Below are 26,270 nucleotides of genomic sequence, written 5' to 3'. Positions count from 1 at the left end.
TCCGGGGTGCTGATGGGGGAGGCGGTCAGGCGTGGCGGGGCACGCCGAGCCGGTCGAGCAGCTCGACGCGCAGGGCGGCGAGGACCGGGTCGGCGCGGTCGCGGGGGCGGGCGCCGGGCACCTCGAGCGCGTGCCCGATGCCGGAGCCCGCTCCCGGCGCCCGGGGGGCGAGCACGACGACGCGGTCGGCGAGCTGCAGCGCCTCGTCGACGTCGTGGGTGACGAGCAGGATGGTGGCGCCCTCCGCGCGCTGCAGGTCGTCGACCAGGTCCTGCATGTGCAGCCGGGTGAGGGCGTCGAGCGCGGCGAACGGCTCGTCGAGCAGCAGCACGCCGGGCCTGCGCACGAGGGCCCGGGCGAGCGCCGTGCGCTGGGCCATGCCGCCGGAGACCGCGCGCGGCCGGTACCCGGCGAAGGCCGACAGCCCGACGACCTCCAGGGCGCGCTCGACCGCGCCCCGGCGCTCGGCGCGGCTGCCGACGCCGTCCGGCAGGCCGAACGCCACGTTCTCGGCGAGGGTCCGCCAGGGCAGCAGCCGGGGCTCCTGGAACACCACGGCCGCGCGCGGGTCGATCCCCTCGACGCGGGCGCCGTCGATCAGCACCTCGCCGGAGGTCGGCCGGTCGAGGCCGGCGACGAGGCGCAGCAGCGTCGACTTGCCGCAGCCGGACGCGCCGAGCAGCGCGACGACCTCACCCGCGGCGACGTCGAGGTCGATGCCGTCGAGGACGGTGTGGGCGTCGAAGGCGCGGCCGACGCCGCGCAGCGTCACGGGGGCCGCGGCCACCCGCGGAGCGGTGGTCTGCACGAAAGGGGTTCCTCGTCCGGGGTCGGGGGGAGCAGGGCCGTCAGCCCGGACAGGCGGCGCTCACCCCGTAGCCGAGGTCGAGCCACAACCGGGCGGCGAGATCCTCGCCCGCTCCACGGTCGGTGAGGGCCACGGCGGCACGCTACGCGGTTCGGGTGGCGAAGGGCAAAAGCTCGTGACGGGAATCATCGGACCTTGTCGCCCCGGGCGGGGCACGAATAGCGTCGGTCGGGTGGTGGGAACCCTGTTGGTGGGCCGCCGGTACCTCGATCTGATGCGGGTGCACAGCGCTCGTTGTCGGGCCCCTCGGAATTGACCGGACATTTCATTCGACCCGTCCCCGGTTCGTCCCGAGAGGCAGGAAATGCCCGAACACCTCCACCTCGCCGTCGCGCTCGACGGCGCCGGCTGGCACCCCGCCGCGTGGCGGGAGCCCGCCGCCCGGCCGAGCGAGCTGTTCTCCCCGCGCTACTGGGCCGACCTCGTGCGCACCGCCGAACGCGGCCTGCTCGACCTCGTGACCGTCGAGGACACCTTCGGCATCCAGACCCACCGCCTCGGCGTGCCCGACGACCGCGTGGACCAGGTCCGCGGCCGGCTGGACGCGCTGCTGGTGGCGTCCTACCTCGCGCCGCTCACCTCCCGGATCGGCCTGGTCCCGACCGTGACCACCACCCACACCGAACCGTTCCACGTCTCGAAGGGGCTCGCGACCCTCGACCACACCTCGCGCGGCCGGGCCGGCTGGCAGGCGCGGGTGTCGGGCTCGGCCGCCGACGCCGCGCTCGTCGGCAGGCGGACCATCAGCGGGTACGACGAGCGCATCGTCGCCGCCGACGAGCTGCCCGCCGAGCTGCGCGACCTGTTCGCCGAGGCCGAGGACGTGATCGACGTCGTGCGGCGGCTGTGGGACTCCTGGGAGGACGACGCGGAGATCCGCGACGTCGCCACCCGCCGGTTCATCGACCGCTCCAAGGTCCACCACGTGAACTTCGAGGGGCGGTTCTTCTCCGTGCGCGGCCCGTCGATCACCCCGCGCCCGCCGCAGGGCCAGCCGGTGGTGAGCGTGCTCGCCCACCGCCGCGAGCCCTACGAGCTGGCCGCCCGCGCCGCCGACCTGGTGTTCGTCACCCCCACCGCGAAGCGCGGCGCCGAGGAGGTGCTCGGCGACGTCACCCGGGCCGTCGCCGACGTCGGGCGGACCGGGGAGCCGCTGCACGTCTACGCCGACGTGGTGGTCGCCCTCGACGGGCCGGGGGAGTCGGGCGCCGACCGGCTGCGCCGCCTCGACGACCTCGCGGGCGAGCCGTACACCTGCGACACCACCGTCTTCGCCGGCTCGGCGGGCGAGCTGGCCGACCTCCTCGCCTCCTGGCAGGCGCTCGGCTTCCGCGGGGTGCGGCTGCGACCCGCCGCGCTGCCCGACGACCTCGACCGGATCGTCGCCGACCTGGTCCCCGAGCTGCAGCGCCGCGGCCTGCACCGCACCTCCTACCCGGAGGCCTCCTCCCTGCGTGGCCTGCTGGGCCTGCCGACCTCCGTCCCCAACCGCTACGCGAAGGCCGTCTGACATGAGCAGCCGCAAGCAGGTCATCCTCGGCGCCTACGTGGCGGGCGTGAACCACCACACCGCCTGGTGGCACCCGGACGCGGGCAGCCAGATCGACTTCTCCACGTTCGAGCACGTCGCCCGCACCGCGGAGCGGGGCAGGTTCGACTTCTTCTTCCTCGCCGAGGGCCTCGCGCTGCGCGAGCGGGCCGGGCAGGTCTTCGACCAGGACGTCGTCGGGCGGCCGGACACGCTGCCGGTGCTCGCCTCCCTCGCCGCCGTCACCACCCACCTCGGCCTGGCCGGCACCATCAACGCGACGTTCAACGAGCCCTACGAGCTGGCGCGCCAGTTCGCCACGCTCGACCACCTCTCCGGCGGGCGCACCGCCTGGAACGTCGTCACCTCCTTCGACGCGTTCACCGGCCAGAACTTCCGCCGCGGGGGGTTCCTGCAGCGGTCCCAGCGCTACGAGCGGGCCGCCGAGATGATCGAGGCGGCGCGGGTGCTGTGGGACTCGTGGGACGACGAGGACCTGATCGCCGACCAGGCGGGAGGGCGGTTCCTCGGCCGGCCCGACGCCGGCCGGTTCGACATCACGGGCAACCAGTTCGACATCCACGGGCGCTTCACCGTGCCGCGCAGCCCGCAGGGTCGCCCGGTGATCCTGCAGGCCGGGGTCTCCCCGGAGGGCCGCGACTTCGCCGCCCGCCACTCGGATGCGATCTTCTCCCCGTTCGGCAAGCTACCGGAGGCCGCGGAGTTCTACCGCGATGTGAAGGCCAGGGCGGCCCGGTTCGGGCGCAACCCCGACGAGCTGAAGATCCTCCCGTCGGCGAGCTTCGTGCTCGGCGACACCGAGGCCGAGGCGAAGGAACGCCACCGGGAGATCCGCGAGCAGCAGATCACCGGCCAGACCGCGCTGATCCTGCTCGAGCAGATCTGGAACCGCGACCTGTCCGGCTACGACCCCGACGGCCCGCTGCCCGACATCGACCCGGACCCGGACGCGCCGCCGTTCATCCAGGGCCGGGCGCTGGTCCACCAGGACCGGTTCGCGACGGTGGCGCGCTGGCGCGAGATCGCCGAGGCGAAGAAGCTCAGCCTGCGCGAGCTGGTGATCGACCAGTTCGAGCGGGGCCCGTTCGTCGGCACCCCGGCGCAGGTGGCGCAGCAGATCGACGACTTCGTGCAGAACGACGGCGCCGACGGGCTGATCATCGGCTCGCACCTGGTGCCGTCGGGGCTCGACGAGTTCGTCGACAAGGTGGTGCCGCTGCTGCAGGAGCGCGGCTCGCTGCGCACCGAGTACACCGGCACGACCCTGCGCGACAACCTCGGCCTGCCGCCGCTGCCGCGCCGGTCCGGGAGCGTCACCGCCGCGGTCTAGCGCGTGCCGCCCCCGTGCGGGCCGCGCCGGTGATCCGTACGGTGATCGGTGTGCGGCGGTACCGGTGGTGGATGGTCGCCGCGCTCGCGGTGACCTCGACCGCGGGCTACGGGGTGCTCACCTACGCCTTCGCCGTCCTGCTGGTGCCGATGCAGGAGGCGCTCGGCGCCGACCGCACCGCCATCACCGGCGCCCAGACCGCCTCGCTGCTCGCGGCCGCGCTCGCCGCGGTGCCCGCGGGCCGCTGGCTCGACCGGTGGGGCGGGCGCGCGCTGATGGTCGGCTGCTCGGTGCTCGCGACGCTGCTGCTGTTCGCCTGGTCCCGGGTCACGAGCGTCGCCGCGCTGTACGCGGTGTCGGCGGGGCTCGGCGTCGCCGCGGCGGGCGTGTTGTACGAGGCGGCGTTCGCCGTGGTCGTCACCTGGTTCGACGATGCCAGGCGCGGGACCGCGATGCTCGCGATCACGATCGCGGGCGGCTTCGCCTCGACGATCTTCATGCCGCTCACGGCGGCGCTGGTGGAGGCGCACGGCTGGCGGCACGCGCTGGTCGTGCTGGCGGCGGTCTACGGCGGGCTCACGATCCCGCTGCACCTGCTCGTGCGCCGGCCGCCCGGCTTCGCGCCCCAGCGCCGGGAGGCGGGGCGCAACGCCGCGAACGCCGTCCGCGACCCCGGGTACTGGCTGATCGCGTCCGTGTTCGTGGCGCAGGGCATCGGCGTGTTCGTCGTCGGCGTCCACCTGGTCGCCTACCTGCGCGAGCTCGGCCACGCCCCGACCGTGGCCGCGAACGTCGCCGGCCTGCTCGGGGTGATGTCGGTGACCGGTCGGATCGTGACCACCCTCGCCGCCCGCAGGTACGGAACGGCGGTGGTGGCGGTGGTCTTCGCCGTGCAGGCGGCCGGGCTCGCCCTCCTGCCGGTCGTGGGAAGCGTGCTCGCGCCCGCCGTCGCGTGCGTGCTCGCCGTGGGGCTCGGCTTCGGCGTGAGCACGATCGCCCGGCCCGCGCTGCTGGCCGACCGGTACGGCGTGGCCGGCTACGCCACCGTGGCCGGGCTGCTCGCCGCGGTGCTCACCGTGACCAAGGCGCTCGCGCCGCTGGGTGCGGCGTGGCTGCGCACCGTCGCGGGGTCCTACACGCCGGTGATGGCGATCTCGGCCGCGGGCGGGCTGCTCGGCGCCGCCGGGCTGCTCGCGCTGCGCCCCGCGCGGTCGAGCAGCCGCGCCCCGGCGTGATCAGCGGGTGGTCACCGGCTGATCACGCCGCGGCGGCCAGGTGCGCCACCAGGTGGTCGGCGAGCTCCGCCGCGTCGGCCCCGGCGCCGTCGATGAACGTGGACTTGCGCCGCCGCAGGAACGGCCACCCCAGCACGTAGAGCCCGGGCCACGGGGTGACACCGCCGTCGTGGCGGATCCGCCCCTTGCGGTCGAGCACCGGCACGTCCAGCCAGGACAGGTCCGGCCGGAACCCGGTGGCCCACACGATCGAGCGGATCTCGCCGCGGCGCAGGTCGAGCGTGAGCGGCGGCGGGTCGGGCACCCGGGTCGGCTCGGGCCGCGGGCGGTCGCCGTTCGCCCCCGCGTGGGCGTCGATGCCGTCCAGCAGCCGGCCGAGCTTGAGGTCGGCCAGCGCGCACACGTTCGGCAGCGAGCCGGAGAACTGCGCGACCCCGTCCCGGATCCCGGCGAGCCTGCCGACGAGCCGCACCCCGCGGTCGGTCAGGGCGTTGAGGTCGAGCGTGATCCGCTCCGGCGTGCCGACCAGCTGCATCGACGGCAGGTTGCGCGCCCGCAGCAGGTCGGGAACCTCGTCGTAGCGCTCGTCGAGCAGGCCGGTGGCGTCCATCCACGCGAAGATGTCGCGGCCGCGGTAGGTGCGCGGCACCCGCACGTGCTCGCCCACCGACAGCGTGACCGGCCGGCCCGAGCGGTGCACCTCGTCGGCGATCTGGATGCCGCTCGCCGCCGCGCCGACGACGAGCACCCCGCCCTCGGGCAGCTGTTCCGGGCGGCGGTAGGCGTCGAGCGCGACCTGGGTGATCCCCTCGGGCACCGCCTCGCCGACGGCGGGCACCGCGGCGAGGTTGTGCGCGCCGGAGGCGAGCACCACGGTCCGCGCCCGCCACCGGCCCGCGTCCGTCTCGACCGTGAACCCGCCCTCCTCGGGGCGGACGGCGGTGACGGTGGTGTGCGCCTGCACCGGCGCGTCCACGGTCTTGGCGTAGCCCTCGATCAGGTCGACGACCTCCGGCACCGTGAGGAAGCCGTCGGGGTCGTCGCCGTCGTAGCGGTGCCCGGGCAGGCGGGTCATCCAGTTCGGGGTGAGCAGGCGCAGCGAGTCCCAGCGCTGGGTGCGCCACGAGTTCGCCACCTCACCGCGCTCGAGCACGACGTGGTCGATCGCCCGGTCGGTGAGGCAGCGGCTCATGGCGAGGCCGCTGTGCCCGGCCCCGATGACGACGGTGGTCGTCTGCGGCATGGGTGCGATCAGCCCACCGTCACGCTGACGTTGGTCGGGTTGGTGAGGATGTCGTAGACCGCCGAGCGCTTCTGCGACTGCGCGACCAGCGCCTTGATGTCGTCCTCGGAGGCGTCGGCGTCGACGGTGAAGTTCACCTTCACGCCGCTGAACCCGTTGCGGACCTCCGGGTCGGCGCCGAGGATGCCGTGCAGGTCCATGTCGGCCTCGATCGTTCCGGTCACCGACCGCAGCTGGATGCCCCGCTGCTGGGCCACCGACGCGATGCCCGCGGTGAGGCAGCTGCCCAGCGCCACCAGCACGTACTCCACCGGCGTGATGCCGTTGTCCTCGGCGGCGAACTGCAGCGGGTGGTCGGCGTCGAACGTGAAGGTGGTCTTGTGGCGCTGCTCGTCGCCGAAGCCGTGGAAGGTCTCCACGGTGGAGCGGCTGTGGGTGCCCTTGACCCACGAGACGTTCGCCCGCCACTGGAACTGGGCGATCTCGGGGGTGTCGGCGAGCGAGCTGCGCACGCCGAGGAGCGCCTCGACGTTCACGCCGTTGTCGACAGCAGGGGTGTCCGTGGTCGTCATGGATCCTCCAGGGGAACCGCGATCGCGGCACGCGCGTGTGGGCGTGCCGCAGCGAGGAAGGGCAGGGGAGGGGCGGCTCAGCGGAAGAGCGGACAGCCGCAGGTGGAGACCAGGCCGTGGTCCACGTGGCGTCGGCGCACGAGGAACGTGTGACCGGCCATGGGCATTTCGTACCAGACGGCCCCGGTGATGACCAGACTCGGGGGGCGGGTTGGACAGGGCCCGGCCGGATGATGTTTTCTCCGCTCGTGCCCCCCGAACACCGTTACGTCGTCGTCGGCGCGGGCGCGGTCGGCGCCACGCTGGCCGCCGAGCTGCACACGGCCGGGATCCCGGTGGTGCTCGTCGCCCGCGGTGCCCACCTCGCCGAGCTGCGCCGCGCCGGCCTGCGCCAGGTCCGCCCCGACGGCGAGCGCGTCGTGCCGGTCCCGGTGGCCGGCGGCCCCGACGAGGTCGACCTGCGGCCGGACGACGTGCTCGTCCTCGCGACCAAGGCCCACGACGCGGAGGCCGCCGTCGCGGCGTGGGCGTGGCGGCCGGTCGGGGACCACGGCGCCGCGGCCGAGGTGCTGCCGATCGTGGTGCTGCAGAACGGGCTCGACAGCGAGCGGGTCGCGCTGCGCCGCTTCGCCGCGGTGTACGGGGCGGTGGCCTTCTCGCCCGCCGAGCACGTCACGCCGGGCGAGGTGGTCTCGCCCGCCGACCCCGCCGTCGGGGTGGTCTGGATCGGCCGGTACCCGTCCGGCCGCGACGCCCGCCTCGAGCGGATCGCCGCCGACCTGCGCGCGGCCCGGCACCTGGTGGAGGTCGTCGACGACGTGCCGCGGTTCAAGGCGGGCAAGCTGCTCTCCGTGGTCGGCAACGCGCTCGAGGCGCTCTACGCGCCGAGCCCGCTGCGGGAGCGCGCCACCGCCGCGCTGCGCGCCGAGGCGCGCGAGGTGTTCCGGGCGGCGGGCGTCGACGCGGCCGACATCGTGGCCGAGACCGGGCTGGATCTCTCGGCCTACACGGCGCACCCGGTCCCGGGCCGGGAGCCGGCCGGCCGCTCCACGCGGCAGAGCCTGCAGCGCGGCGCGCCGCCCGAGACCGACTTCCTCAACGGGGAGATCACGCTGCTCGCCCGGCTGCACGGCGTCGAGGCGCCGCGCAACGCGGCGGTGCTCGCCCGGGTGCACCGGGCCGTCCGGGAGGCGACGCCGGTCGGGTCGCTCGACGACGCCGACCTGCTGCGGGTGCTGCCCGACCTCGCCGTGCTCGTCGACGTCGAGGGCCTCGCCGCGGAGCTCGCCGGGCCGAACCCGCCGGTGCTGCTCGACGTCCGGTGGGCGCTCGGCGACCCGCACGGCCGCGACCACTACCGCGACGGCCACATCCCCGGTGCGGTGTACGTGGACCTCGACACCGAGCTCGCCGCGCACCCGGACGACCCGACGCAGGGCAGGCACCCCCTGCCCGACGTCGCGGCCCTGCAGGCCGCGGCGCGCCGCTGGGGGATCAGCGCGGGCCGCCCGGTCGTCGTCTACGACGCCACCGGCGGGCTCGCGGCCGGCCGGGCCTGGTGGCTGCTGCGCTGGGGCGGGCTCACCGACGTGCGGCTGCTCGACGGCGGCCTCGGCGCCTGGACCGCGAGCGGGCGCGCCCTCGAGACCGGTGCCGGGCCCGAGCCGGAACCCGGTGACGTCGAGCTGACCGGCGGGCACCTGCCCGTCCTCGACGCCGACGGCGCGGCCGCGCTCGCCCGCACCGGTGTGCTGCTCGACGCCCGCGCGGGCGAGCGCTACCGGGGCGAGGTCGAGCCGATCGACCCGCGGGCCGGCCACATCCCCGGCGCGGTGAGCGCGCCCACCACCGACAACCTCGCCCCGGACGGGAGGTTCCGGCGCCTCGACGAGCTGCGGGCGCGGTTCGCCGAGCTCGGTGCGACCGGCGAGGTGGGGGTGTACTGCGGCTCCGGGATCACCGCCGCGCACGAGGTCGCCGCCCTCGCTGCGATCGGGGTCGAGGCCGCGCTCTTCCCCGGCTCCTTCTCGGCCTGGTCGTCGGACCCGCAGCGGCCCGTGGCGACCGGTCCCGAACCGGGGGCCTGACCGGTCAGATCGTGCGGGGCCGGCCCGCGAGCGCGCCGGTGACGGACTGGGCGACCACCACGGCGAGCAGCACCGCGAACGGCACGTCCCAGCCGCCGGTGGCCTCGTGCAGCAGCCCGCTGAGGAAGGGGCCGATGCCCGCGATCACGTAGCCGATGCCCTGCGCCATGCCGGACAGGCTCGCGGTGCGCTCCGCGGTCGACGCGCGCAGCGCGATCACCGTGAGGGCGAGCGAGAACACGCTCATGCCGAGCCCGACGAGCAGCACCCACGGCAAGGCCTGCCACGGCCCGTCGGTGGGCACGAACAGCAAGCCCGACAGGCCGGCGGCGCCGCACGCGCTCAGGCCCAGGATCCAGCCGCTCTGCCCGCGGGCGCGGCCGGCGAGCGGCGGCACCAGCAGGCTGACCGGCAGCGCGACGATCGACAGCACGCCCAGCAGGAAGCCGGCCTCGGTGCGGGTGACGCCCCGGTCCATCAGCGCGAGCGGGAGCCAGTTCATCACGGAGAAGGCGACGAAGGCCTGCAGCCCGAAGAAGGCCGTGACCGTCCACGCCAGCGGGGAGGCGAGCACCGAGCCGCCCACCGCGGGCGCCGGGCCCGCCGCCGGCGCGCCGGGGCGGCCCCAGGCGAGCCAGCCCGCGAGCGCGACCGCCCCGATGGCCGCCCAGCTCGCGAGGGCGGGCCGCCAGCCGCCGAGCCCGTCGGCGAGCAGCGGCGGCCGTGACCTCGACGCTGCGCGTGGGGACGCGGGGTGAACGCGAACCCCAGCGTGGCCCCGGCCTGCAGCGCGGCGGTGTAGAGGCCGGTGACCAGCCCGACGCGGGTGGGGAACCCGGCCCGCACGACCACCGGCACGAGCACGCCGGCGACCGCGACCCCGCTCGTCGCCACGACGGTGGCCGCGATCATGAGCGACGGGCCGCCGAGCACCCGCAGCGCCAGCCCCGCGGTGATCGCGACCAGCGCCAGCGCGATCGCCCCGCGCAGCCCGGCCCGCCGCGCGAGCTGCGGGGCGGCCGCCCCCGCTGCGGCGAGGCACAGCACGGGGACGGTGGTGAGCAGGCCGACCCAGCCGGCGGACGCGGCGAACGCCGCCCTGGCCTGGTCGAGCACCGGACCGACGCTCGTGATCGCCGGCCGGAGGTTGAACGCCACGAGGACCACCGCGACGGCGAGCAGCGCCGACGCCGCCCCGACCCGGCCGGGGCGGGTTGTCGGTTGTGCCATGGCGGCCATCCTCCCCCATCCGCGGGAGCCGGGTGATCCGCGAGCGCCGCCGCCCGGCCGATTGACGCACCCTTCCGGCGGCAATAGTTTCATTCGGTAGCTTTCGTGGACCTCGCCGAGGAGGGTGCCCATGACCGGCCGCGACGCGCCGTACGACGTCCACGAGATCCCGGACTTCACGTTGGCCTGCGGCGCCACGCTGCGGCCCGCGCGGATCGCCTACCAGACCTACGGGACGCTCACCGAGGCGAAGGACAACGCGATCCTCTACCCGACCTGGTTCTCGGGCCGCCACTGGGACAACGAGTGGCTCATCGGCCCGGACAAGGCGCTCGACCCGGACCGCTGGTTCATCATCGTGCCGAACATGCTCGGCAACGGGCTGTCGGCGTCCCCGTCGAACACGCCGCCGCCGTGGGACCGGGCCCGGTTCCCCCGGATCGCCGTGCGCGACAACGTCGAGGCGCAGCACCGGCTCGTGACGGAGGTGTTCGGCATCGAGACGCTGCAGCTCGTGCTCGGGTGGTCGATGGGGGCGGGCCAGACCTACCAGTGGGCGGTCAGCCACCCGGAGATGGTCGAGCGCATCCTGCCGTTCTGCGGCTCGCCCCGGACCTCGCCGCACAACCGGGTGTTCCTCGACTCGCTCGCCCACGCGCTGCGGGCCGACGCCGACTTCGCCGGGGGCTGGTACGACCCCGACCGGCTGCCGGTGCGCGGGCTGCGCGCGTTCGCGCGGATCTACGCGGGCTGGGGCTTCTCCCAGGCGTTCTACTGGGACGAGGTGTGGCGCGAGCTCGGCTACACCTCGCTCGAGGACTTCGCGGTCGGCTTCTGGGAGGGCTTCTTCCTCGACGACCGGGACCCGAACAACCTGCTCACGATGCTCGACACGTGGTGGACCGGCGACGTGGGCACCACGCCCGGCTTCTCCTCCACCGAGGAGGCGCTCGCCTCCATCCGGGCGCGCGCGATCGTCATGCCGGCGGAGAAGGACCTGTACTTCCCGCCGGAGGACGAACGGTGGACCGTTTCGCACATGAAATCCGCGGAATTGCGCGTGATCCCCGGCGTGTGGGGTCACTTCGCGGGTGGCGGGTTGAACCCGGTGGACACCGCGTTCATCGACGAGGGGGTGCGGGACCTCCTGGCCAGGTGAACGGGGCGCGATCCACTGGGAAGCCGCCGGTTTCGCGCGCAAAATGGTTTGTATGGACGGGCGCGAGTCTGTCGGTAGGCGCTATGCCGAACACCTGACCGACAACGACCTGTTGGTCCTCACCGGCGGGCGGGCCGACCAGGTGGCGGCCCTGCGGCGGGAGCCGACCCTTGTCCTCGACCTGCTGGAGCGCCCCGGCGTCGCCGACTCGATCATCCGGGCCCAGGCCGACGAACCGGAGCGCTTCCGCTACGTCTCGCCGTTCCTCGTGTTCGCCGCCGCGGTGCACCGGGTCGGCGCCACGCTCGTCGGCCGCTCCTACGTCGCCGACCGCGCGGGGCCGCGGTCGCGGGTGCCGGTCTTCGACGCCCCGGCGCTGGCGGCCTTCGCCACGGACCCGGTGCACCGGCTGTTCCTCGCCGAGTTGCTGGCGTCCTACGCGCGCGTCATGTCCGGCACCGTGTGGCGGCGCACCGACCGCGGCGGCTGGCGTCGCCAGCGCTGGAACGAGCTCGACCTGCCCCGCCTGGCCGGGCTGCTCGACGTCGTCACGCCGCTCGAGCAGCCGGGCATCTGGCGGCGCATCGGTGACGGCGCGCTGTTCCTGGCCGGGATGTTCCCCGAGCACGCCGAGCGGGCGCTGGGCATGGTCGAGGTTGCGCGGCTGCAGCGCGCCACCGGCCTGCGGCTGGCCGCGGCGGGCGGCCAGGTGAGCGAGATGCTCGAGGAGCTCGCCGGCCGCGCCTACGAACGGGCGGGCTCCGGCGTGCCGCGCGCGGTCGTCGAGTCCCCGCGCACCGCGCGTCGGGTGATCACGCTCGTCGCCGACCGGTACCTGTTCCCGGTGACGATCGACTGGATGCCGGCCTCGTAGGCCTCAGGCCGACGGTGCGCGGCGGGCCCGCGACGGCGCGACCCGCGGCGGCTCGCCCGGCATCTTCGGGTAGACGGGGGGCCACGGCGCGTCCGGCAGCCCGGCGGCGACGTCGCGGCGGTGCAGCTCGAGCAGCGGTTCGAGCGACTGCCGCTCAGCCGCCATCGGCGCCCACGGGTCGCCGTGCGCGGCGAGCCGGTCCGGCACGGTGGCGATGGTGAGCTCGGCCGGATCGATCGCCGCCAGTTCCGACCACGCGAACGGGGCCGACACCCGTGCCTGCGGGTCGGCGCGCACGCCCCACGCGCCGAAGACCGTCTTGTGCGGCGCGTTCTGGTTGAAGTCGACGAACACCCGGGCGCCGCGCTCCTCCTTCCACCAGGAGGCGGTGATCAGGTCCGGGCGGCGCCGCTCCAGCTCGCGGGCCACGGCGACGGCCGCCGACCGCACGGCCACGCCGTCCCACTCCGGCCGCAGGCGCACGTAGACGTGGATCCCGCGGCTGCCGGTCGTCTTCGGGTAGCCGGCGACGCCCAGCTCGTCGAGCAGCGCCTTCGTCTCCGCGGCCGCCTCCCGGATCATCGCGAACGTCACGCCGGGGCTCGGGTCGAGGTCGATGCGCAGCTCGTCGGCGTGCGCGGGGTCGGCGGCGGTCACGGGCCAGACGTGGAAGCCGAGGCAGCCGAGGTTCACCGCCCACAGCACGTGCGCGAGGTCCGCGGCGACGAGCGCGTTCGAGGTGGTGCCGTTCGGCGTCGACACCACCGTGGTGGTCACCCACGGGTCGGCGGCGGTCGGTGCGACGCGCTTCTGGAAGAACGACGGCCCGGTCGCGCCCTTCGGGAAGCGCTGCAGCAGCACCGGCCGGCCGCCCATCGCCGCCATGAGCGGCCCGGCCACGGCCAGGTAGTAGCGGGCGAGGTCGAGCTTGGTCTCCCCGCGCGCGGAGAAGATCACCTTGCCCGGGCTGGTGATGCGCACCTGCCGCCCGGCGACGTCGAGCACCTCGACCTCACCCGCGCCCGTCCCGGTGCCCACGCCGCGACCGTACCGCCGCCGCGGCCCCGGGGTCAGGGAACCGCGGCGCGGATCGCGCCCCTGACCTCCCCGAACCCGATCCGGCCGCCGCCCGCGCCGGGTGCGGTGGCCGAGATGGACACCTCGTCGCCGTCCTGCAGGAACGTGCGCTCCTCGCCCTTGACCGTGATCGGTTCGCGCCCGCCCCAGGTGAGCTCGATGAACGCGCCGCGCTGGTGGCGCTGCGGCCCGGAGATCGTGCCCGAGGCGAACAGGTCGCCGGTGCGCGCCGACGCCCCGTTCACCGTCATGTGGGCGAGCATCTGCGCGGGCGACCAGTACATCTCGCGGTACGGCGGGCGGGAGACCTCCTCCCCGTTCCACTCGACGACGAGCTCGATGTCGAGCCCCCAGTCCTCGCTGCCGCGCAGGTAGGGGAGGGGCTCGGGGTCCTGCCCGGGCAGCGGCACCCGCGCGGCCTCGAGCGCCGCGAGCGGCACCACCCACGGCGAGATCGACGTGGCGAAGCTCTTGCCCAGGTGCGGGCCGAGCGGGACGTACTCCCACGCCTGCAGGTCGCGGGCGGACCAGTCGTTGACCAGCACCGCGCCGAAGACGTGGTCGGCGAACTCGTCCACGCCGATCCGCCCGCCGAGCGGCGAGCCCACCCCGACGACGAAGCCCAGCTCCGCCTCGATGTCGAGCCGCGTGCTCGGCCCGTACGTGGGTGCCGGCTCGTCGGGCGCCTTGCGCTGCCCGCACGGGCGCACCACGTCGGTGCCGGACACGACGACCGTGCCCGCCCGGCCGTGGTAGCCGACCGGCAGGTGCTTCCAGTTCGGCATCAGCGGCTCGGAGTCCGGGCGGAACAGCCGCCCGAGGTTCGAGGCGTGGTGCTCGGAGGCGTAGAAGTCGACGTAGTCGGCGACCTCGAACGGCAGGTGCAGCCGCACCTCGGACAGCGGGTGCACGGCGGCGGGCGGCGCCTCGCGGGACAGCAGGTCGACGAGCCGCGCGCGGACCTCCGTCCAGCGGGTCCGGCCCTGCGCCATGAACGGGTTGAGCGACGGCGCGGCGAACACCGGGTCGTCGAGCAGCACCGACAGGTCGACGACGTCGTCGCCGAGGCGCACCCCCACCCGCGGGGCGCCGCCCGCGGGTGAGAACACGCCGTAGGGCAGGTTGTCCAGCCCGAACAGGGAGGGCTCGCTCATCGGGCGGGCCCCCGACCCGACCAGGTCCACGCGTAGCCGGGGTCCTCGGCGGCGATGCCGCCCTCACCCAGCTCCAGCGGCCGGAACGTGTCGACCATGACGGCGAGCTCGTCGAAGAACTCCACGCCGAGCGACCGCTCCACCGCGCCCGGTTGCGGGCCGTGGCTGTGCCCGCCCGGGTGCAGGCTGATCGAGCCCTGGCCGATGCCCGATCCCTTGCGGGCCTCGTAGTTGCCGCCGCAGTAGAACATGACCTCGTCGGAGTCGACGTTGGAGTGGTAGTAGGGCACCGGGATCGCCAGCGGGTGGTAGTCCACCTTGCGCGGCACGAAGTTGCAGATCACGAAGTTCGAGCCCTCGAACACCTGGTGCACGGGCGGCGGCTGGTGCACCCGGCCGGTGATCGGCTCGAAGTCGGCGACGTTGAACGTGAACGGGTAGAGGCAGCCGTCCCACCCGACCACGTCGAACGGGTGGGTCGGGTAGACGTAGCGGGTGCCGGTGACCCCGCGCGAACCGCGGTGCTTGACCAGCACCTCCACGTCGGTGCCGTCGACGAGGAACGGCTCGCTCGGCCCGTGCAGGTCGCGCTCGCAGTAGGGCGAGTGCTCCAGGAGCTGCCCGTAGCGCGACAGGTAGCGCTTGGGCGGCGCGATGTGCGAGTTGGCTTCGATGGCGTACAGGCGCAGCGGCTCCGAGCCGGTCGGGATCCAGCGGTGCGTGGTCGACCGCGGCAGGATCACGTAGTCGCCCTGCCGCGCCGGGAGCACCCCGAACACCGTCTCGACCGTCGCGGTCCCCGACTCGACGTACACGCACTCGTCACCCATGGCGTTGCGGTACAGCGGCGAGGGCTGGCCCGCGACGACGTAGGAGATGCGCACGTCGGCGTTGCCCAGCACCAGCCGCCTTCCGGTGACCGCGTCGACGGCCTTCCAGTCGTCGCCGAACAGGTCGTGCAGCTTGAGGTGGCGCGGCTTGAGCGGGCGGTTCTCGGTGAGCGTCTGGTCGGGCAGCTCCCACGGCGACGCGTCCACGATCGCCGAGGGCACGCCCTTGTGGTAGAGCAGCGAGGAGTCGGAGGAGAAGCCCTCCTCGCCCATCAGCTCCTCGCGGTAGAGGCCCCCGTCGGGGGTGCGGTGCTGCGTGTGCCGCTTGGGTGGGACGTCGCCGACTCGCCGGTAGTAGGCCATGGTGCTCCTCCTCCTTCGGAGTGGGTGGCGCGCGCCAGCGTCGCGCGGATCTCCTGTCGCGTGGGGTTGTCGAGGACGGCGGCGATGTGCGCGTCCGGGCGGATGACCCAGACCTCCTCGGGGTGGGCGCCGAGCGCGCCCGCGGTGTCGATCCCCGCGCCGGTGCCGGTGTCGATCCGGGCGAGCTCGAACACCCGGACCGGACCGGGCGTGGCGTCGGCCGCCGCCCGGGCCGCCTCGACGTCGGCCCGGGCGCCCACGAGCAGCAGGAACCCGTCCCGGGCGAGCGCGCGCAGCCGCCCGCCGGGCACGGGGGCGTCCGGGACGAGGATGCCCGGCCCCGGCGGCGGCGCGGCCCCGCGCGGGGGCCGTCCCGCGAACGGCCGGGCCGGGTTCGGGGTGGTGAGCGGGGAGTCGACGTACCAGTACGGCTCGGCGAGCCGACCGGAGTCGACGAGGGCGCGGGCGGCCGGGTCCGTGGCGGCGCGGGCGAGGACGTCGCGGCGGTACGCGGCCGCCTCGGCGTCCTGCGGCACCAGGAAGTTCATCGTCGCCGTGGTGACCGCGAGGTTCTCCTGGGCCGCGGCGTGCCGCTCGTCGTGGTAGGTCGCGAGCAGCCGCTCCGGGGCCCAGCCGTGCGCGACGTAGGCGATCTTCCAGGCGGCGTTCTCGGCGTCGGCGACCCCGGAGTTGAGCCCGCGCGCCCCGAACGGCGCCACCAGGTGCGCCGCGTCGCCCGCGATGAGCACGCGCCCGCAGCGCATGCGGTCGACCAGCCGCGAGTGGAAGCGGTAGACCGACTTCCACACGATCTCGTAGTCGCGGTCGCCGATGATCGCGCGGATCCGGGCGTCGAGGGCCCCGGAGGCGGCCTCGGCGTCCAGGTCGTAGCCGGCGGGCACCTGCCAGTCGATGCGGAACGTCGAGTCGGGGCAGGGGTGGATGAGCACCTGGCGGCCGGGGTTCCACGACGGGTCGAAGTAGAACCGGCGCTCCGTGGCCCACCCGGGCAGGTCGGTGCGGATGTCGCAGATCAGGAACCGGTCGTCGAAGGACCGGCCGCCGAACTCCACGCCGAGCAGGCGGCGCAGCTCGTCGCAGCGGGAGCCGGCGCAGACGACGAGGTAGGCCCCCCGCAGCCGGGTGCCGTCGGCGCAGGTGATCTCCACGCCCGCGTCGTCCTGCTCGATGTGCACGACCCGGTGGCCCCAGCGCACGTCCACCAGCGGTTCTCGGGCGATGCGCTCGTCGAGGATCTGCTCGGTGCGGGTCTGCGAGATGTTGACGAACGGCGGGAACGCCGGCCGACCGGGCTCGGCGAACGTGTAGCTGAACAGTTCGGCGTCGCGGTAGAAGGTGCGGGCGGTCGTCCAGGTGACCCCCTCGTCGGCGATGCGCCTGCCCGCACCCACCGACTCCCAGATGTCGAGGACGTCGCGCTGCTGGCAGATCGACTTCGACCCGACCGCGTCCCGGAACGGCCGCTGGTCGACGACGATCGTGGGCACGCCCCAGCGGGCGAGCAGCAGGGCGGTGGTCTGCCCGACCGGGCCCGCGCCGAGGACGAGTACCGGGTTCACGGCGGGGCTCACGACTGCAGCTGGGCCCAGACCTCCTGGTCGCGTTCCGCGGTCCAGATGATCGGGCGCTCGATCCCGGACAGCTCGTCCCACAGCCGGGACACGTCGAACGGCAGGCAGTGCTCGAAGATCGGCCAGTGCCCGTAGTCGTCCACGAGCGCGGCGTGCGTGGCCTCGAACGCCTCCTTGAGCGTGCCGCCGCGGCTGTGGACCGCCCCGACCTCGCGGATCATCACGTTCAGGAAGTTGCGGGTCTGCTCGATCGCGGCGTCGACCTCCGCCCGGCCGCGGGTCACCGCGCCGCGCCCGCCGACGAGCTGCTCGGCCTCGAGCGCCTTGACCCGGTCCAGCGTGCCCGTGGCCCACTCGCGGTGGAACGCGTCGCCGGTGTAGAGCGCGGCCTGGGCCTCGACGAGGTCACCGGCGAAGAGGATCTTGTGGCGGGGCAGCCACGCGGTGATGTCGCCCTCGGTGTGGCCGCGGCCGTGGTACTGCAGCACGAGGTCGCCGCGGTCGCCGCCGAGGTCGATGGTGAGCCGGTCGGAGAACGTGAGGGTCGGCCAGGTGAGCCCCGGTACCGAGTCGGCGCCCTCGGCGAGGCGGGGCATGCGGGCGAACTCGCTCTCCCAGTCCTCCTTGCCGCGCTCGGCCACGAGCGCGCGGGTGTTCTCGTGGGCGACGATGACGTCGGCGTCGAACGCGGACGCACCGAGCACGCGGACCGCGTGGTAGTGCGAGAGCACCAGGTAGCGGACCGGCTTGTCGGTGTGCTCACGCAGCCGGTCGAGCCACCTGCGCGCCGCCACGGGGGTGGCCAGCGCTTCGAAGCAGACGAGGAAGTCCTCGCCCTCGATCGCACCGATGTTGGGGTCGCCCTCCGCGGTGAGGGCGTACACGCCGTCGGCCAGCACCTCGAGGGTCTGCTGCTTGGCGGCGGTGTCTGCTGAGGAGGCGAACGGCTTGACCACGGTGTCGTCCTCTCGGCAAATAAAAGGTTTAACTACCGGGGACCGTAGGGCCTCGTGGCCAAGAACACCAGACCGATCGGCTAGAACCGGTGGCTGACCCAGTCCTCGGTCCGGGCGGCCTTGGCGAGCTTCGACAGCACCGTGTGGAACACCTCGCGCTCCTCGGGCGTGAGCAGCGCCGCCCACTCGGCCTCGCGCCGGTTGTGATCGCGCAGCGCGGCCTCGAGCCGGCGCGTGCCCTCCTCGCTGAGCGAGAGCACGACGCCGCGACGGTCGCGCTCGCCGGGGCCGCGTTCGAGCAGGCCCGCCGCGGTGAGCGTGCGGGACAGGCTCGACACCGCGGCGCGGCTCATGCCCGCGAGCTCCGCGGCGCGGCTGGCCTCCTGGGGGCCGCTGATCCAGAGCGTGAACAGCAGCCGGAACGCCGACCAGCTCCACCCGGCGGGCCGGTGCACGGTGGACTCCAGGTCGTAGACGACCGTGCTCGTGACCCGGTAGAGCAGCAGCACCATCGCCATGGCGTCGCGGTCCATGCCCGGCAGCCGCTCGGCGGCGCGGTCGGGGGCGACGTCGGCGAAGGAGAGGAACGCGTCAGGGTGCTGGCCCACCGATCGATGGTAGGAGGCGACCTCAGCGCGTGCCGAAGTGCTTCTCGACCAGCGCGGTGATCTTCTCGCGCTGGCGCACGCTGATCTCCGCCGCCTGTTCCTCCCAACCGAAGACGCAGGAGGTGAGCACCCCGTCGAACCCGACGGCGGCGAGGGCGGAGAAGACCTCGTCGAAGTCGACCTCGCCGCGGCCGATCTCGGCGTGCTGGTGCACGCGAGCGGGCGAGCCGGGCGGGTTGACGATGTAGCGCAGTCCGTTCGAGGCGGTGTGGTCGAGGGTGTCGGCGAGGTGGACCAGCGTCACCTTCTCGCCCGCGGCGGTGATGATCCCGGTGGCGTCGTCGCCCTGGTGGAACGTGTGCGGGGTGCAGTAGACGAAGGAGATCCAGTCGCGGTTGAGCCCGCGCACCATGCGCACCGCGGCGTGGCCGTCCTCGATGAAGTCGTCGGGGTGCGGTTCGAGGGCGAGCTTGATGCCCTCGCGCTCGAAGACCGGGATCAGCTCGTCCATCGAGCGCAGGAACTGGCTCTCGGCGTGCTCGGCTGCCTCGGGGCGGCCGTTGAACTCGGAGTTCATCGTGTCGACGCCGAGGTCGACGGTGATCTGGATGGCGCGCTTCCACGCGCGGACCGCGGCCTGCCGCTCGTCCTCGCCGGGCCCGGACCAGCGCAGCACCGGCAGCACCGAGGAGATCCCCACCCCCGCGTCGGCGGCGCGCTTGCGCAGCTTGGCGACGCCGGCGTCGTCGACGCGGGGGTAGCGGAAGAACGGGATGAAGTCGTCCTTGGGCGACAGCTCCATCCACTCGTAGCCCGAGCGGGCCACCACGTCGGGCAGCTCCCAGACCGAGTGCGTGGAGTAGAACATCTGCGGATCGAGGGCGAGCCTCATCGCTGTCCTCCTGGTGCGGCCCCGAGGCCCAGGACGCTAACGAGGCCCTCGTCCGTATGTCAAGACAAACGGACGACCCGGGTCAGGCGACCTCGCGGGGGGCGCGGGCCCGCCGCAGCACCCGCCGCTCGGTCTCGGTCATGCCGCCGAAGATCCCGTGGTCGAGGCCGGCCGCGAGGGCGTAGTCGAGGCACTCGGAGCGCACCGGGCAGCCGGCGCAGACCGCCTTCGCCCGCTCCACCTGGCGGGCACCGGGGCCCACCTCGCTGAGCGGGAAGAACAGCTCAGGGTCGTGGTCCCGGCAGGCGGCCGCCAGCCGCCAGTCGTCGAAGTCAGGCATGAGCGTGCCGCCTCCAATCAGGGGTGTGAGCGCGCGGGGGCGCCCGCGCGTGCACCGGTGGGTGGGCGCGCCGCCTCGCCGGCGGCGCAGAGGGGGTTTCGAAACGCGGGCAACAACCGCCCGCACATCGATGATGACTCGTTCAACGAGGGAATTCGACCGAGTTGTTCCCGAAGTTGTCGGCGTCACGCCATCGGCCGGGCGCTGCGTGTGCGCGAGGCCGCCGGTAGGGGGTCGACCAGGGCCTTTCGGCTCCCGAGGCGACGTCCGCGCGGTGTCTTTCCCGGATGGCTCGCGACCCTTCCGGCGGCTAATCGGTGATCATTCCTCCGGCGCGGTCTTCGCCGGTTCCGCGGAACCGGCCCCGCCTTCGCCGCACGGGGCGGCGGCCGGCCCGCCGCGGCGCCGCACAGCGTCCGGGCAGGCCCCCGGCCTGCCCGTCGTCGGCCTCAGAGCTGCGGGTTGAACGGGTCGGCCACCAGCGGCGCGGCCGCCTTGCGCTTGCGGGGCCGGCTCGGCTCCGGCTCCTGGAACGGCTGGGCGGTGGTGGGTGCCCCGGCGGCCGGTGCCTCGGCGGGGGCCGGGCGCTCCGCGGGCGGCTCGCGCTTGATCACCTCGCGCGTGAGCCGCGGCTTCGGCGCGGTGCGGCGGGTGGCGGGGGACCGCCTGCGCCGCCGCCCACTGGAGACGGTGCGGGCGGCGTTCAGGTACGGCTCGAGCGCCTGCTGCAGGCGCTCGAGGTGCGACTCCGACAGGTCGATCTCGTAGTTGCGTCCGTCAAGGGAGAACGACACCGTCGTCACGGCGTCCGAGCCGTCGATGTCGTCCACGAGTCGAGTCATGACGTAGCGCGCCACGAACGTTCCCATCCCTCGAATGCCAAGCCGGCCCGACATTACGACACGCCGTGACCGAACCCGCCGAGGGTGGTCGCCTCCCCTGGCGTTCTGGATGGCGGCCGTTACGATTCCGTTGTGAAGAACAAACCGGCGTACGGCATCGAGTCCGTCGACCACGCGCTCCACCTCGCGACGCTCCTGCTGCACGAGGGGCCGCTGCGGGTCACCGACGCCGCCGCCCGCCTCGGCGTCGCCCGCTCGACCGCGCACCGGCTGCTGGCGATGCTCGTCTACCGCGACTTCGCCGAGCAGGACGAGGACCGCCGCTACGTGGCGGGCCCGGTGCTGCGCGGGGCGGCGGCGCCGGAGCCGGTCGCGGACCTGCGCCGGATCGCGCTGCCGCACCTCGAGGCGCTCGCCGCCCGCACCGACGAGTCGGTGAACCTCGCGATCGTGGTCGGCGACCAGACCCGGTTCATCGCGACCGTCGAGTCGACCCAGGTGCTGCGCGTGGGCGATCGGGAGGGCCGGGTGCTGCCCGCCCACCTCGCCTCCGGCGGGCGCGCGGTGCTCGCCCAGCGGCCCGAGGCCGACGTCGTCGACCTGTACGCGCGGTCGGACGCCCAGGTGGACCTGCCCGCCCTGCTGCGGGACCTGCGCCGGGTGCGCAAGCAGGGCTTCGCGGTCAACGACCAGGCGACCGAGACCGGGGTCACCGCGATCGGGCAGGCGCTGCGGTGCCCGGACGGGATGGCGCCGGCCGCCGTCTCGATCGCGATGCCGACCGTGCGCTTCCGCCGCAACCGGCTGCCGGAGTGGACGAACCACCTCGCGACCGCGGTCGCGCGGATCGAGCGCGACCTCGCCGACGGTTCTGCGGTCCAGAACAACGGCTCCTCCACAGCGGGACGGTCATAGCGTTCCCGCATGACCACGACGCTCTCACCGGTGACGCTGAAGGCGGTCGACGGGCCGGGCCAGCCGGAGCGCACCCCCGCCCTCGAAGAGCTCTACCGCGGCTTCGAGCAGGAGCTGCTCGTGCCGCTGTGGACCGAGATCGGCGACCTCATGCCGACCAGCCCGCGCCCGGCCGCGCAGGCGCACGTGTGGCGCTGGCAGAACCTGCTGCGGCTCGCGGAGCGCTCGGGCGAGCTGGTACCGGTCGGGCGCGGCGGCGAGCGCCGCGCCATCGCACTCGCCAACCCCGGCCTCGGCGGCGCCCCCTACGCCACGCCGACGCTCTGGGCGGCGATCCAGTACCTCAACCCGCGCGAGGACGCCCCCGTCCACCGGCACACCCAGCACGCGTTCCGGTTCGTCGTCGAGGGCGAGGGCGTGTGGACCGTCGTCGACGACGACCCGGTCGCCATGCGCCGCGGCGACTTCCTGCTCACCCCCGGCTGGCGGTTCCACGGCCACCACAACCAGGCCGACCGGCCGATGGCGTGGCTCGACGGGCTCGACATCCCGTTCGTCCACCACGTCGGCTCCGCGTTCTTCGAGCCGGGCCCCGACGAGGTCACCGACCGCTCGACGCCCGCCCGGTCCCGCTCCGAGCGGCTCTGGGCCCACCCCGGCCTGCGGCCGGTCGCACAGCCCGGGCCCACCCCGAGCTCGCCGATCGCGGCCTACCGGTGGGAGCACACCGACGCCGCGCTCGCCGCGCAGCTCGCGCTGGAGGACGAGGGCCACCCCGGCGTCGTCGAGCCGGGGCACGCGGCCGTCCGGTTCTCCAACCCGACCACCGGCGGCGACGTCATGCCGACCATCCGCGCCGAGATGCACCGCCTGCGCCCCGGCACCACCACCGCCACCCGCCGCGAGGTCGGCTCCTCGGTGTGGCAGGTGTTCGACGGCACCGGCACCGTGCGGGTCGGCGAGCGCGAGTGGCGCGTCGGCCGCGGCGACCTCGTCGCCGTCCCGTCCTGGGTGCCGCTCACGATCGGCGCGGAGACCGGGCTGGACCTGTTCCGCTTCTCCGACACCCCGATCTTCGAGCGCCTGCACGCCGACCGCGTCCACGTCGAGGGGGTCCACGTCGAGGGGGTCCCCGTCGAGGGGGTCCACGCGGAAGGGGCCCCCGCGTGAGGCTCACGACCCTGCGCACCCCGGACGGCACCCGCGCCGCGCGCGTCGACGGCGAGGTGGCCGTCGAGATCGACGCGCCCGACGTGGGGGCGCTGCTCGCCGACCCCGCGTGGCGGGCGCGGGCGGACGCCGCGGACGGGCCCCGCCACGACCTCGCCGCCGCCGACCTCGCCCCGCTCGTGCCGCGCCCGGCGAAGATCCTCTGCGTGGGCCTGAACTACCGGACGCACATCCTGGAGATGGGCCGGGAGCTGCCCGAGCACCCCACGCTGTTCGCGAAGTTCCCCGAGGCGCTCGTCGGGCCGCACGACGAGATCGCCCTCGACCCGCAGTCGCAAGCGGTCGACTGGGAGGCCGAGCTCGCCGTCGTGGTCGGCGCCCCGGTCCGGCGCGCCACCGAGGCGGAGGCCGAGGCGGCCATCGCCGGGTTCGCCGTGCTCAACGACGTCACCATGCGCGACTGGCAGTACCGCACGCTGCAGTGGCTGCAGGGCAAGACGTTCGAGGCGACCACGCCGTTCGGGCCGCAGCTGGTCACCCCGGACGAGCTGCCCGGCGGGGTGCGGCCCGCCCTCGCGCTCACCTGCGCGGTCGACGGCGAGACCGTCCAGTCCGCCAACACCTCCGACCTGGTCTTCGACCCGGTCGCGCTGGTCGGCTACGTCTCGCGGATCCTCACCCTGGGCCCGGGCGACGTGATCGCCACCGGCACCCCGGGCGGGGTCGGGCACGCCCGCACGCCGGCCCGCTACCTCACCGACGGGGCCGTGCTCACCACGGCGATCGACGGGCTGGGCGAGCAGCGCAACACCGCGCGGGCCGTCGTCGCCGCGGGGGTCTGAGAGGGCGCTACGCCGGCCGGCCGGGTCGCGCCGGCGTGGCGTGCTCGACGATGTCTCTCACCCGTGCCACCTCGAGCTTGCCGGTCGGGGTGCGCGGGAGGTGGTCGACCAGCACGATGCGGCGCGGCACCTTGTAGCCGGCCAGCGTGCGCCGCACCCACCGCCGCAGCTCGTCCTCGGTGGGGGACGCCGGCGTCGCGACGACGGCGGCGACGGTCTCGCCCCACGTCGGGTCGGGGACGCCCACCACCGCGCAGTCGGCGACGTCGGGGTGGGTGAGCAGCGCGTCCTCGACCTCCTGGGGGTGCACCTTCTCCCCGCCGGTGTTGATCACGCCGGACCGGCGGCCGAGGAAGCGGATCGCGCCGTCGGCGGTGATCTGGGCGTGGTCGCCCGGGATGGCGTAGCGGACGCCGTCCACGGTGCGGAACGTCGCGGCGGTCTTGTCGGTGTCCTTGTAGTAGCCGATCGGCATCGGGCCGCGGTAGCCCAGGACGCCGACCTCGTCGCTGCCCGGTTCGAGGATCCGGTCGCCGGGACCGATGACCGCGGTCGCGGGAACGGGCATGAACCGCGACGGCAGGTCGTCGACGGAGCGGGTGATCGCGAACGCGAACGGCCCGCCCTCGCTGGAGGCGATCGCGTCGGTGACCGTCACCTGCGCGCGCTCGTGCAGGGCCCGCTTGAGCCGGTCGCTGAACGCGGTACCCGAGCTGATCACGTTGGAAAGCGACGACAGGTCGTGCGGCCTGCCCGCCTCCTCGGCGGCGCGCAGCTCGTCGACCAGCGGCTGGGCCACCGCGTTGCCGGCCACGATGATCGTGCTCACCCGCTGCGCGGCGACGGTCTCCCACACGTGGCGCGGGTCGAGCCGGCCCGGGCGGGCGGTGACGGCCCGGCCGCCGACCATCAGCGCGCCCATCGTGTTGAACATCCCGGTGCCGTGCATGAGCGGCACGACCGGCATCATCACCGGCGCCCTGCCCGCGGTGCGGGCGGCCACCGCGATCTCGACCGCCTCGTCGAGCGTGGCCGGCAGCGTGGTGCGCCCCAGCGGGCCGAACACGGCGACCGTGATGCTGTGCATGAGGTCGCCCTGCCGCCAGATCACGCCCTTCGGCTTGCCGGTGGTGCCGCCGGTGTACATGAACAGCTGGTCGGAACCGGGTCGCGGCGTGCGCGGGCGCGGGGCGGTGGCGGCGAGGAGCTGCTCGAGCTCGGGCGCCTCCGGGCCGTCGCCGGGGCCGACGCGCACCAGCAGCCGCAGGGTGCGCACGTGCCGGGCGGCGTGCGTGACGTTCGCACCCAGCGCCCCGCTGAACACCACGGCCGCGGCGTCGGCGTCGGTGAGCAGCTCGGTGAGCTCGTGGCCGGTGTAGCGGTAGTTCGCGTTGACCGGGATCGCGCCGATCTTGAACGCGGCGAAGACGGTCTCCAGGTACGCGGCTCCGTTGTAGAGGTAGCAGGCGACCGTGTCGCCCGGCCCGACCCCGGCCGCCTCGAGTGCGGCGGCGAGCCGCGCGGCGCGCTCGTCGAACTCGGCGTAGGTCAGGTCGCGGCCCGGCTCGGAGACCGCGACCTCGTCGGGGAGGTGCGCGGCCACCGCCTCCCACACCGTGCCGAACGAGACGTCCACGGCGATCACCCCCCGAGGCCGAGCAGGCGGACGGCGTTGTCCTTGAGGATCAGCGGGCGGACCTCGTCCTTCAGGTCGAGCTTGGCGAAGTCGGCGAGCCAACGGTCCGGCGTGAGCGCGGGGAAGTCGGAGCCGAACAGCACCTTGTGCTTGAGCAGGGAGTTGGCGTGCGCCACCAGCTGGGGCGGGAAGTACTTCGGCGACCAGCCGGAGAGGTCGATGTAGACGTGCGGTTTGTGCCCGGCCACCGCGAGCGCCTCGTCCTGCCACGGCACCGACGGGTGGGCGATGACGATCGGCATGTCGGGGAAGTCGACCGCGACGTCGTCGAGGTGGATCGGGTTGGAGTACTTCAGGCGGATGCCGCCGCCCGCGCGCTGGCCCGAGCCCACCCCGGTCTGGCCGCTGTGGAACAGCGCAGGCAGCCCGGCCTCGGCGATCACCTCGTACAGCGGGTACACCGCCCGGTCGTTCGGGTAGAACTCCTGGTCGCTGGGGTGGAACTTGAAGCCGCGCACGCCGTGGTCCTCGATCAGCCTGCGTGCGATGCGCACCGCCGCCGCGCCGCGGCCCGGGTCGACGCTCGCGAACGGGATGAGCGTGTCCGGGAACCGCGCGGCCTGCTCGGCGATCTCCTCGTTCGACACCCGCGGCTCCCGCCCGGTGCGGGTCACGTTGTCGACGGTGAACACGACGGCGGCCATCTGCCGCTCGCGGTAGTAGGCAGCGAGCTCGGGCACGGTCAGCTCCGGGATCTCGCCGAACGTGCCCGCGAGCGCCGCGGCGTCGGTCCCGGAGCGCTCCTCCTCGGTGACCGAGGCCAGCACGTGGGTGTGCACGTCGATCGCGGTCAACCGGCCCAAGTCGATGCGGTGGCCCACGGGAACGAGGCTAGGAACGCCGCCG

Annotated in this window: 24 protein-coding genes; 9 read left to right on the top strand and 15 right to left on the bottom strand. The window is 74.3% G+C overall.

The genetic code is table 11. From position 1 onward, the window contains the following. Positions 1 to 25 precede the first annotated feature (25 nt). Positions 26 to 808 carry an ABC transporter ATP-binding protein gene (locus VKZ81_RS01385; RefSeq protein WP_324239512.1) on the bottom strand — a complete coding sequence of 261 codons (783 nt, stop codon included), beginning with the start codon at positions 806 to 808 and terminating at the stop codon, positions 26 to 28. Positions 809 to 1,172: 364 nt separating this feature from the next. Here VKZ81_RS01385 and VKZ81_RS01380 point away from each other — a divergent pair, with 364 nt between their 5' ends. From VKZ81_RS01380 to VKZ81_RS01370, 3 genes are read left to right on the top strand one after another with little or no spacing between them, the layout of a single operon-like run. Next, positions 1,173 to 2,378 carry an LLM class flavin-dependent oxidoreductase gene (locus tag VKZ81_RS01380; RefSeq protein WP_324239511.1) on the top strand — a complete coding sequence of 402 codons (1,206 nt, stop codon included), beginning with the start codon at positions 1,173 to 1,175 and terminating at the stop codon, positions 2,376 to 2,378. Between the two features lies 1 nt (position 2,379). Continuing rightward, positions 2,380 to 3,747, top strand: coding sequence for an NtaA/DmoA family FMN-dependent monooxygenase (locus tag VKZ81_RS01375; protein ID WP_324239510.1), 1,368 nt, complete (start codon positions 2,380 to 2,382; stop codon positions 3,745 to 3,747). Between the two features lie 50 nt (positions 3,748 to 3,797). Further along, positions 3,798 to 4,982 carry an MFS transporter gene (locus VKZ81_RS01370; protein ID WP_324239509.1) on the top strand — a complete coding sequence of 395 codons (1,185 nt, stop codon included), beginning with the start codon at positions 3,798 to 3,800 and terminating at the stop codon, positions 4,980 to 4,982. A 22-nt stretch (positions 4,983 to 5,004) separates the two neighbouring features. Here the strand turns inward: VKZ81_RS01370 and VKZ81_RS01365 are convergent, their stop codons facing one another. Both VKZ81_RS01365 and VKZ81_RS01360 read right to left on the bottom strand, forming a co-directional pair. Continuing rightward, complete coding sequence (locus VKZ81_RS01365; protein ID WP_324239508.1) at positions 5,005 to 6,225, bottom strand: NAD(P)-binding domain-containing protein; 1,221 nt, start codon at positions 6,223 to 6,225, stop codon at positions 5,005 to 5,007. An 8-nt stretch (positions 6,226 to 6,233) separates the two neighbouring features. Continuing rightward, a complete protein-coding gene (locus VKZ81_RS01360; RefSeq protein WP_324239507.1) occupies positions 6,234 to 6,797 on the bottom strand; it encodes an OsmC family protein in 564 nt (187 codons plus the stop codon). Between the two features lie 248 nt (positions 6,798 to 7,045). Here VKZ81_RS01360 and VKZ81_RS01355 point away from each other — a divergent pair, with 248 nt between their 5' ends. Beyond that, positions 7,046 to 8,884, top strand: a complete 1,839-nt coding sequence (locus VKZ81_RS01355; protein ID WP_324239506.1) for a rhodanese-like domain-containing protein — start codon at positions 7,046 to 7,048, stop codon at positions 8,882 to 8,884. A gap of 4 nt (positions 8,885 to 8,888) precedes the next feature. On the opposite strand, the gene VKZ81_RS01350 is transcribed toward VKZ81_RS01355, so the two are convergent. Next, positions 8,889 to 10,133: an MFS transporter gene (locus VKZ81_RS01350; RefSeq protein WP_324239505.1), complete on the bottom strand. Its 1,245-nt coding sequence runs from the start codon at positions 10,131 to 10,133 to the stop codon at positions 8,889 to 8,891. A gap of 111 nt (positions 10,134 to 10,244) precedes the next feature. Between VKZ81_RS01350 and VKZ81_RS01345 the strand changes: the two genes are divergently transcribed. Together VKZ81_RS01345 and VKZ81_RS01340 are read left to right on the top strand one after the other, a co-directional pair. Continuing rightward, complete coding sequence (locus VKZ81_RS01345; RefSeq protein WP_324239504.1) at positions 10,245 to 11,273, top strand: alpha/beta fold hydrolase; 1,029 nt, start codon at positions 10,245 to 10,247, stop codon at positions 11,271 to 11,273. Positions 11,274 to 11,325: 52 nt separating this feature from the next. After that, positions 11,326 to 12,147, top strand: a complete 822-nt coding sequence (locus tag VKZ81_RS01340) for a hypothetical protein (RefSeq protein WP_324239503.1) — start codon at positions 11,326 to 11,328, stop codon at positions 12,145 to 12,147. A 3-nt stretch (positions 12,148 to 12,150) separates the two neighbouring features. Here the strand turns inward: VKZ81_RS01340 and VKZ81_RS01335 are convergent, their stop codons facing one another. From VKZ81_RS01335 to VKZ81_RS01295, 9 genes are all read right to left on the bottom strand, one after another. After that, positions 12,151 to 13,185: a DNA polymerase domain-containing protein gene (locus tag VKZ81_RS01335; RefSeq protein WP_324239502.1), complete on the bottom strand. Its 1,035-nt coding sequence runs from the start codon at positions 13,183 to 13,185 to the stop codon at positions 12,151 to 12,153. A 32-nt stretch (positions 13,186 to 13,217) separates the two neighbouring features. Beyond that, positions 13,218 to 14,378 carry a fumarylacetoacetase gene (gene fahA / locus VKZ81_RS01330; RefSeq protein ID WP_324239501.1) on the bottom strand — a complete coding sequence of 387 codons (1,161 nt, stop codon included), beginning with the start codon at positions 14,376 to 14,378 and terminating at the stop codon, positions 13,218 to 13,220. Then, complete coding sequence (locus VKZ81_RS01325) at positions 14,375 to 15,571, bottom strand: homogentisate 1,2-dioxygenase (RefSeq protein ID WP_324239500.1); 1,197 nt, start codon at positions 15,569 to 15,571, stop codon at positions 14,375 to 14,377. The genes fahA and VKZ81_RS01325 overlap by 4 nt, the downstream gene beginning before the upstream one ends. After that, on the bottom strand, positions 15,481 to 17,163 hold the full coding sequence (locus tag VKZ81_RS01320; RefSeq protein ID WP_324239499.1) for an FAD-dependent monooxygenase: 1,683 nt from the start codon (positions 17,161 to 17,163) through the stop codon (positions 15,481 to 15,483). Before VKZ81_RS01320 ends, VKZ81_RS01325 begins: the two co-directional genes overlap by 91 nt. After that, positions 17,160 to 18,119, bottom strand: coding sequence for an MBL fold metallo-hydrolase (locus VKZ81_RS01315; protein ID WP_324239498.1), 960 nt, complete (start codon positions 18,117 to 18,119; stop codon positions 17,160 to 17,162). Before VKZ81_RS01315 ends, VKZ81_RS01320 begins: the two co-directional genes overlap by 4 nt. Positions 18,120 to 18,199: 80 nt before the next feature. Continuing rightward, positions 18,200 to 18,727 carry a MarR family winged helix-turn-helix transcriptional regulator gene (locus VKZ81_RS01310; protein WP_324239497.1) on the bottom strand — a complete coding sequence of 176 codons (528 nt, stop codon included), beginning with the start codon at positions 18,725 to 18,727 and terminating at the stop codon, positions 18,200 to 18,202. Between the two features lie 22 nt (positions 18,728 to 18,749). After that, complete coding sequence (locus tag VKZ81_RS01305; RefSeq protein ID WP_324239496.1) at positions 18,750 to 19,619, bottom strand: sugar phosphate isomerase/epimerase family protein; 870 nt, start codon at positions 19,617 to 19,619, stop codon at positions 18,750 to 18,752. An 82-nt stretch (positions 19,620 to 19,701) separates the two neighbouring features. Further along, entirely contained in the window at positions 19,702 to 19,959 is a 258-nt protein-coding gene (locus tag VKZ81_RS01300) for a WhiB family transcriptional regulator (protein ID WP_324239495.1), read from the bottom strand. A gap of 449 nt (positions 19,960 to 20,408) precedes the next feature. Then, positions 20,409 to 20,828, bottom strand: a complete 420-nt coding sequence (locus VKZ81_RS01295) for a histone-like nucleoid-structuring protein Lsr2 (RefSeq protein ID WP_324239494.1) — start codon at positions 20,826 to 20,828, stop codon at positions 20,409 to 20,411. Positions 20,829 to 20,933: 105 nt separating this feature from the next. Here VKZ81_RS01295 and VKZ81_RS01290 point away from each other — a divergent pair, with 105 nt between their 5' ends. The 3 genes from VKZ81_RS01290 to VKZ81_RS01280 are packed head-to-tail and all read left to right on the top strand — an operon-like array spanning position 20,934 to position 23,728. Continuing rightward, on the top strand, positions 20,934 to 21,716 hold the full coding sequence (locus VKZ81_RS01290) for an IclR family transcriptional regulator (RefSeq protein ID WP_324239493.1): 783 nt from the start codon (positions 20,934 to 20,936) through the stop codon (positions 21,714 to 21,716). A gap of 9 nt (positions 21,717 to 21,725) precedes the next feature. After that, complete coding sequence (locus tag VKZ81_RS01285; protein ID WP_324239492.1) at positions 21,726 to 22,886, top strand: cupin domain-containing protein; 1,161 nt, start codon at positions 21,726 to 21,728, stop codon at positions 22,884 to 22,886. Continuing rightward, positions 22,883 to 23,728 carry a fumarylacetoacetate hydrolase family protein gene (locus VKZ81_RS01280; protein ID WP_324239491.1) on the top strand — a complete coding sequence of 282 codons (846 nt, stop codon included), beginning with the start codon at positions 22,883 to 22,885 and terminating at the stop codon, positions 23,726 to 23,728. Before VKZ81_RS01285 ends, VKZ81_RS01280 begins: the two co-directional genes overlap by 4 nt. Before the next feature lie 7 nt (positions 23,729 to 23,735). Here the strand turns inward: VKZ81_RS01280 and VKZ81_RS01275 are convergent, their stop codons facing one another. Together VKZ81_RS01275 and VKZ81_RS01270 are read right to left on the bottom strand one after the other, a co-directional pair. Then, positions 23,736 to 25,364, bottom strand: a complete 1,629-nt coding sequence (locus VKZ81_RS01275; RefSeq protein WP_324239490.1) for an AMP-binding protein — start codon at positions 25,362 to 25,364, stop codon at positions 23,736 to 23,738. Between the two features lie 5 nt (positions 25,365 to 25,369). Beyond that, positions 25,370 to 26,245, bottom strand: a complete 876-nt coding sequence (locus VKZ81_RS01270) for an amidohydrolase family protein (RefSeq protein ID WP_414709314.1) — start codon at positions 26,243 to 26,245, stop codon at positions 25,370 to 25,372. Between the last annotated feature and the right edge of the window lie 25 nt (positions 26,246 to 26,270).

Origin of the sequence: Pseudonocardia sp. (genome assembly GCF_035305885.1) — a bacterium.
Lineage (GTDB): Bacteria > Actinomycetota > Actinomycetes > Mycobacteriales > Pseudonocardiaceae > Pseudonocardia.
Note: the sequence above shows the minus strand (reverse complement) of the source record. Positions and strands in the feature narration are given on the sequence as shown.

Excerpts from the sequence above, each read along its gene's own strand:
- VKZ81_RS01380 (WP_324239511.1), top strand. The coding sequence starts at position 1,173 with ATGCCCGAACACCTCCACCTCGCCGTCGCGCTCGACGGCGCCGGCTGG.
- VKZ81_RS01375 (WP_324239510.1), top strand. The coding sequence starts at position 2,380 with ATGAGCAGCCGCAAGCAGGTCATCCTCGGCGCCTACGTGGCGGGCGTG.
- VKZ81_RS01365 (WP_324239508.1), bottom strand. The coding sequence starts at position 6,225 with ATGCCGCAGACGACCACCGTCGTCATCGGGGCCGGGCACAGCGGCCTC.
- VKZ81_RS01360 (WP_324239507.1), bottom strand. The coding sequence starts at position 6,797 with ATGACGACCACGGACACCCCTGCTGTCGACAACGGCGTGAACGTCGAG.
- VKZ81_RS01350 (WP_324239505.1), bottom strand. The coding sequence starts at position 10,133 with ATGGGGGAGGATGGCCGCCATGGCACAACCGACAACCCGCCCCGGCCG.
- VKZ81_RS01345 (WP_324239504.1), top strand. The coding sequence starts at position 10,245 with ATGACCGGCCGCGACGCGCCGTACGACGTCCACGAGATCCCGGACTTC.
- VKZ81_RS01340 (WP_324239503.1), top strand. The coding sequence starts at position 11,326 with ATGGACGGGCGCGAGTCTGTCGGTAGGCGCTATGCCGAACACCTGACC.
- fahA (WP_324239501.1), bottom strand. The coding sequence starts at position 14,378 with ATGAGCGAGCCCTCCCTGTTCGGGCTGGACAACCTGCCCTACGGCGTG.
- VKZ81_RS01325 (WP_324239500.1), bottom strand. The coding sequence starts at position 15,571 with ATGGCCTACTACCGGCGAGTCGGCGACGTCCCACCCAAGCGGCACACG.
- VKZ81_RS01305 (WP_324239496.1), bottom strand. The coding sequence starts at position 19,619 with ATGAGGCTCGCCCTCGATCCGCAGATGTTCTACTCCACGCACTCGGTC.
- VKZ81_RS01300 (WP_324239495.1), bottom strand. The coding sequence starts at position 19,959 with ATGCCTGACTTCGACGACTGGCGGCTGGCGGCCGCCTGCCGGGACCAC.
- VKZ81_RS01295 (WP_324239494.1), bottom strand. The coding sequence starts at position 20,828 with ATGGGAACGTTCGTGGCGCGCTACGTCATGACTCGACTCGTGGACGAC.
- VKZ81_RS01285 (WP_324239492.1), top strand. The coding sequence starts at position 21,726 with ATGACCACGACGCTCTCACCGGTGACGCTGAAGGCGGTCGACGGGCCG.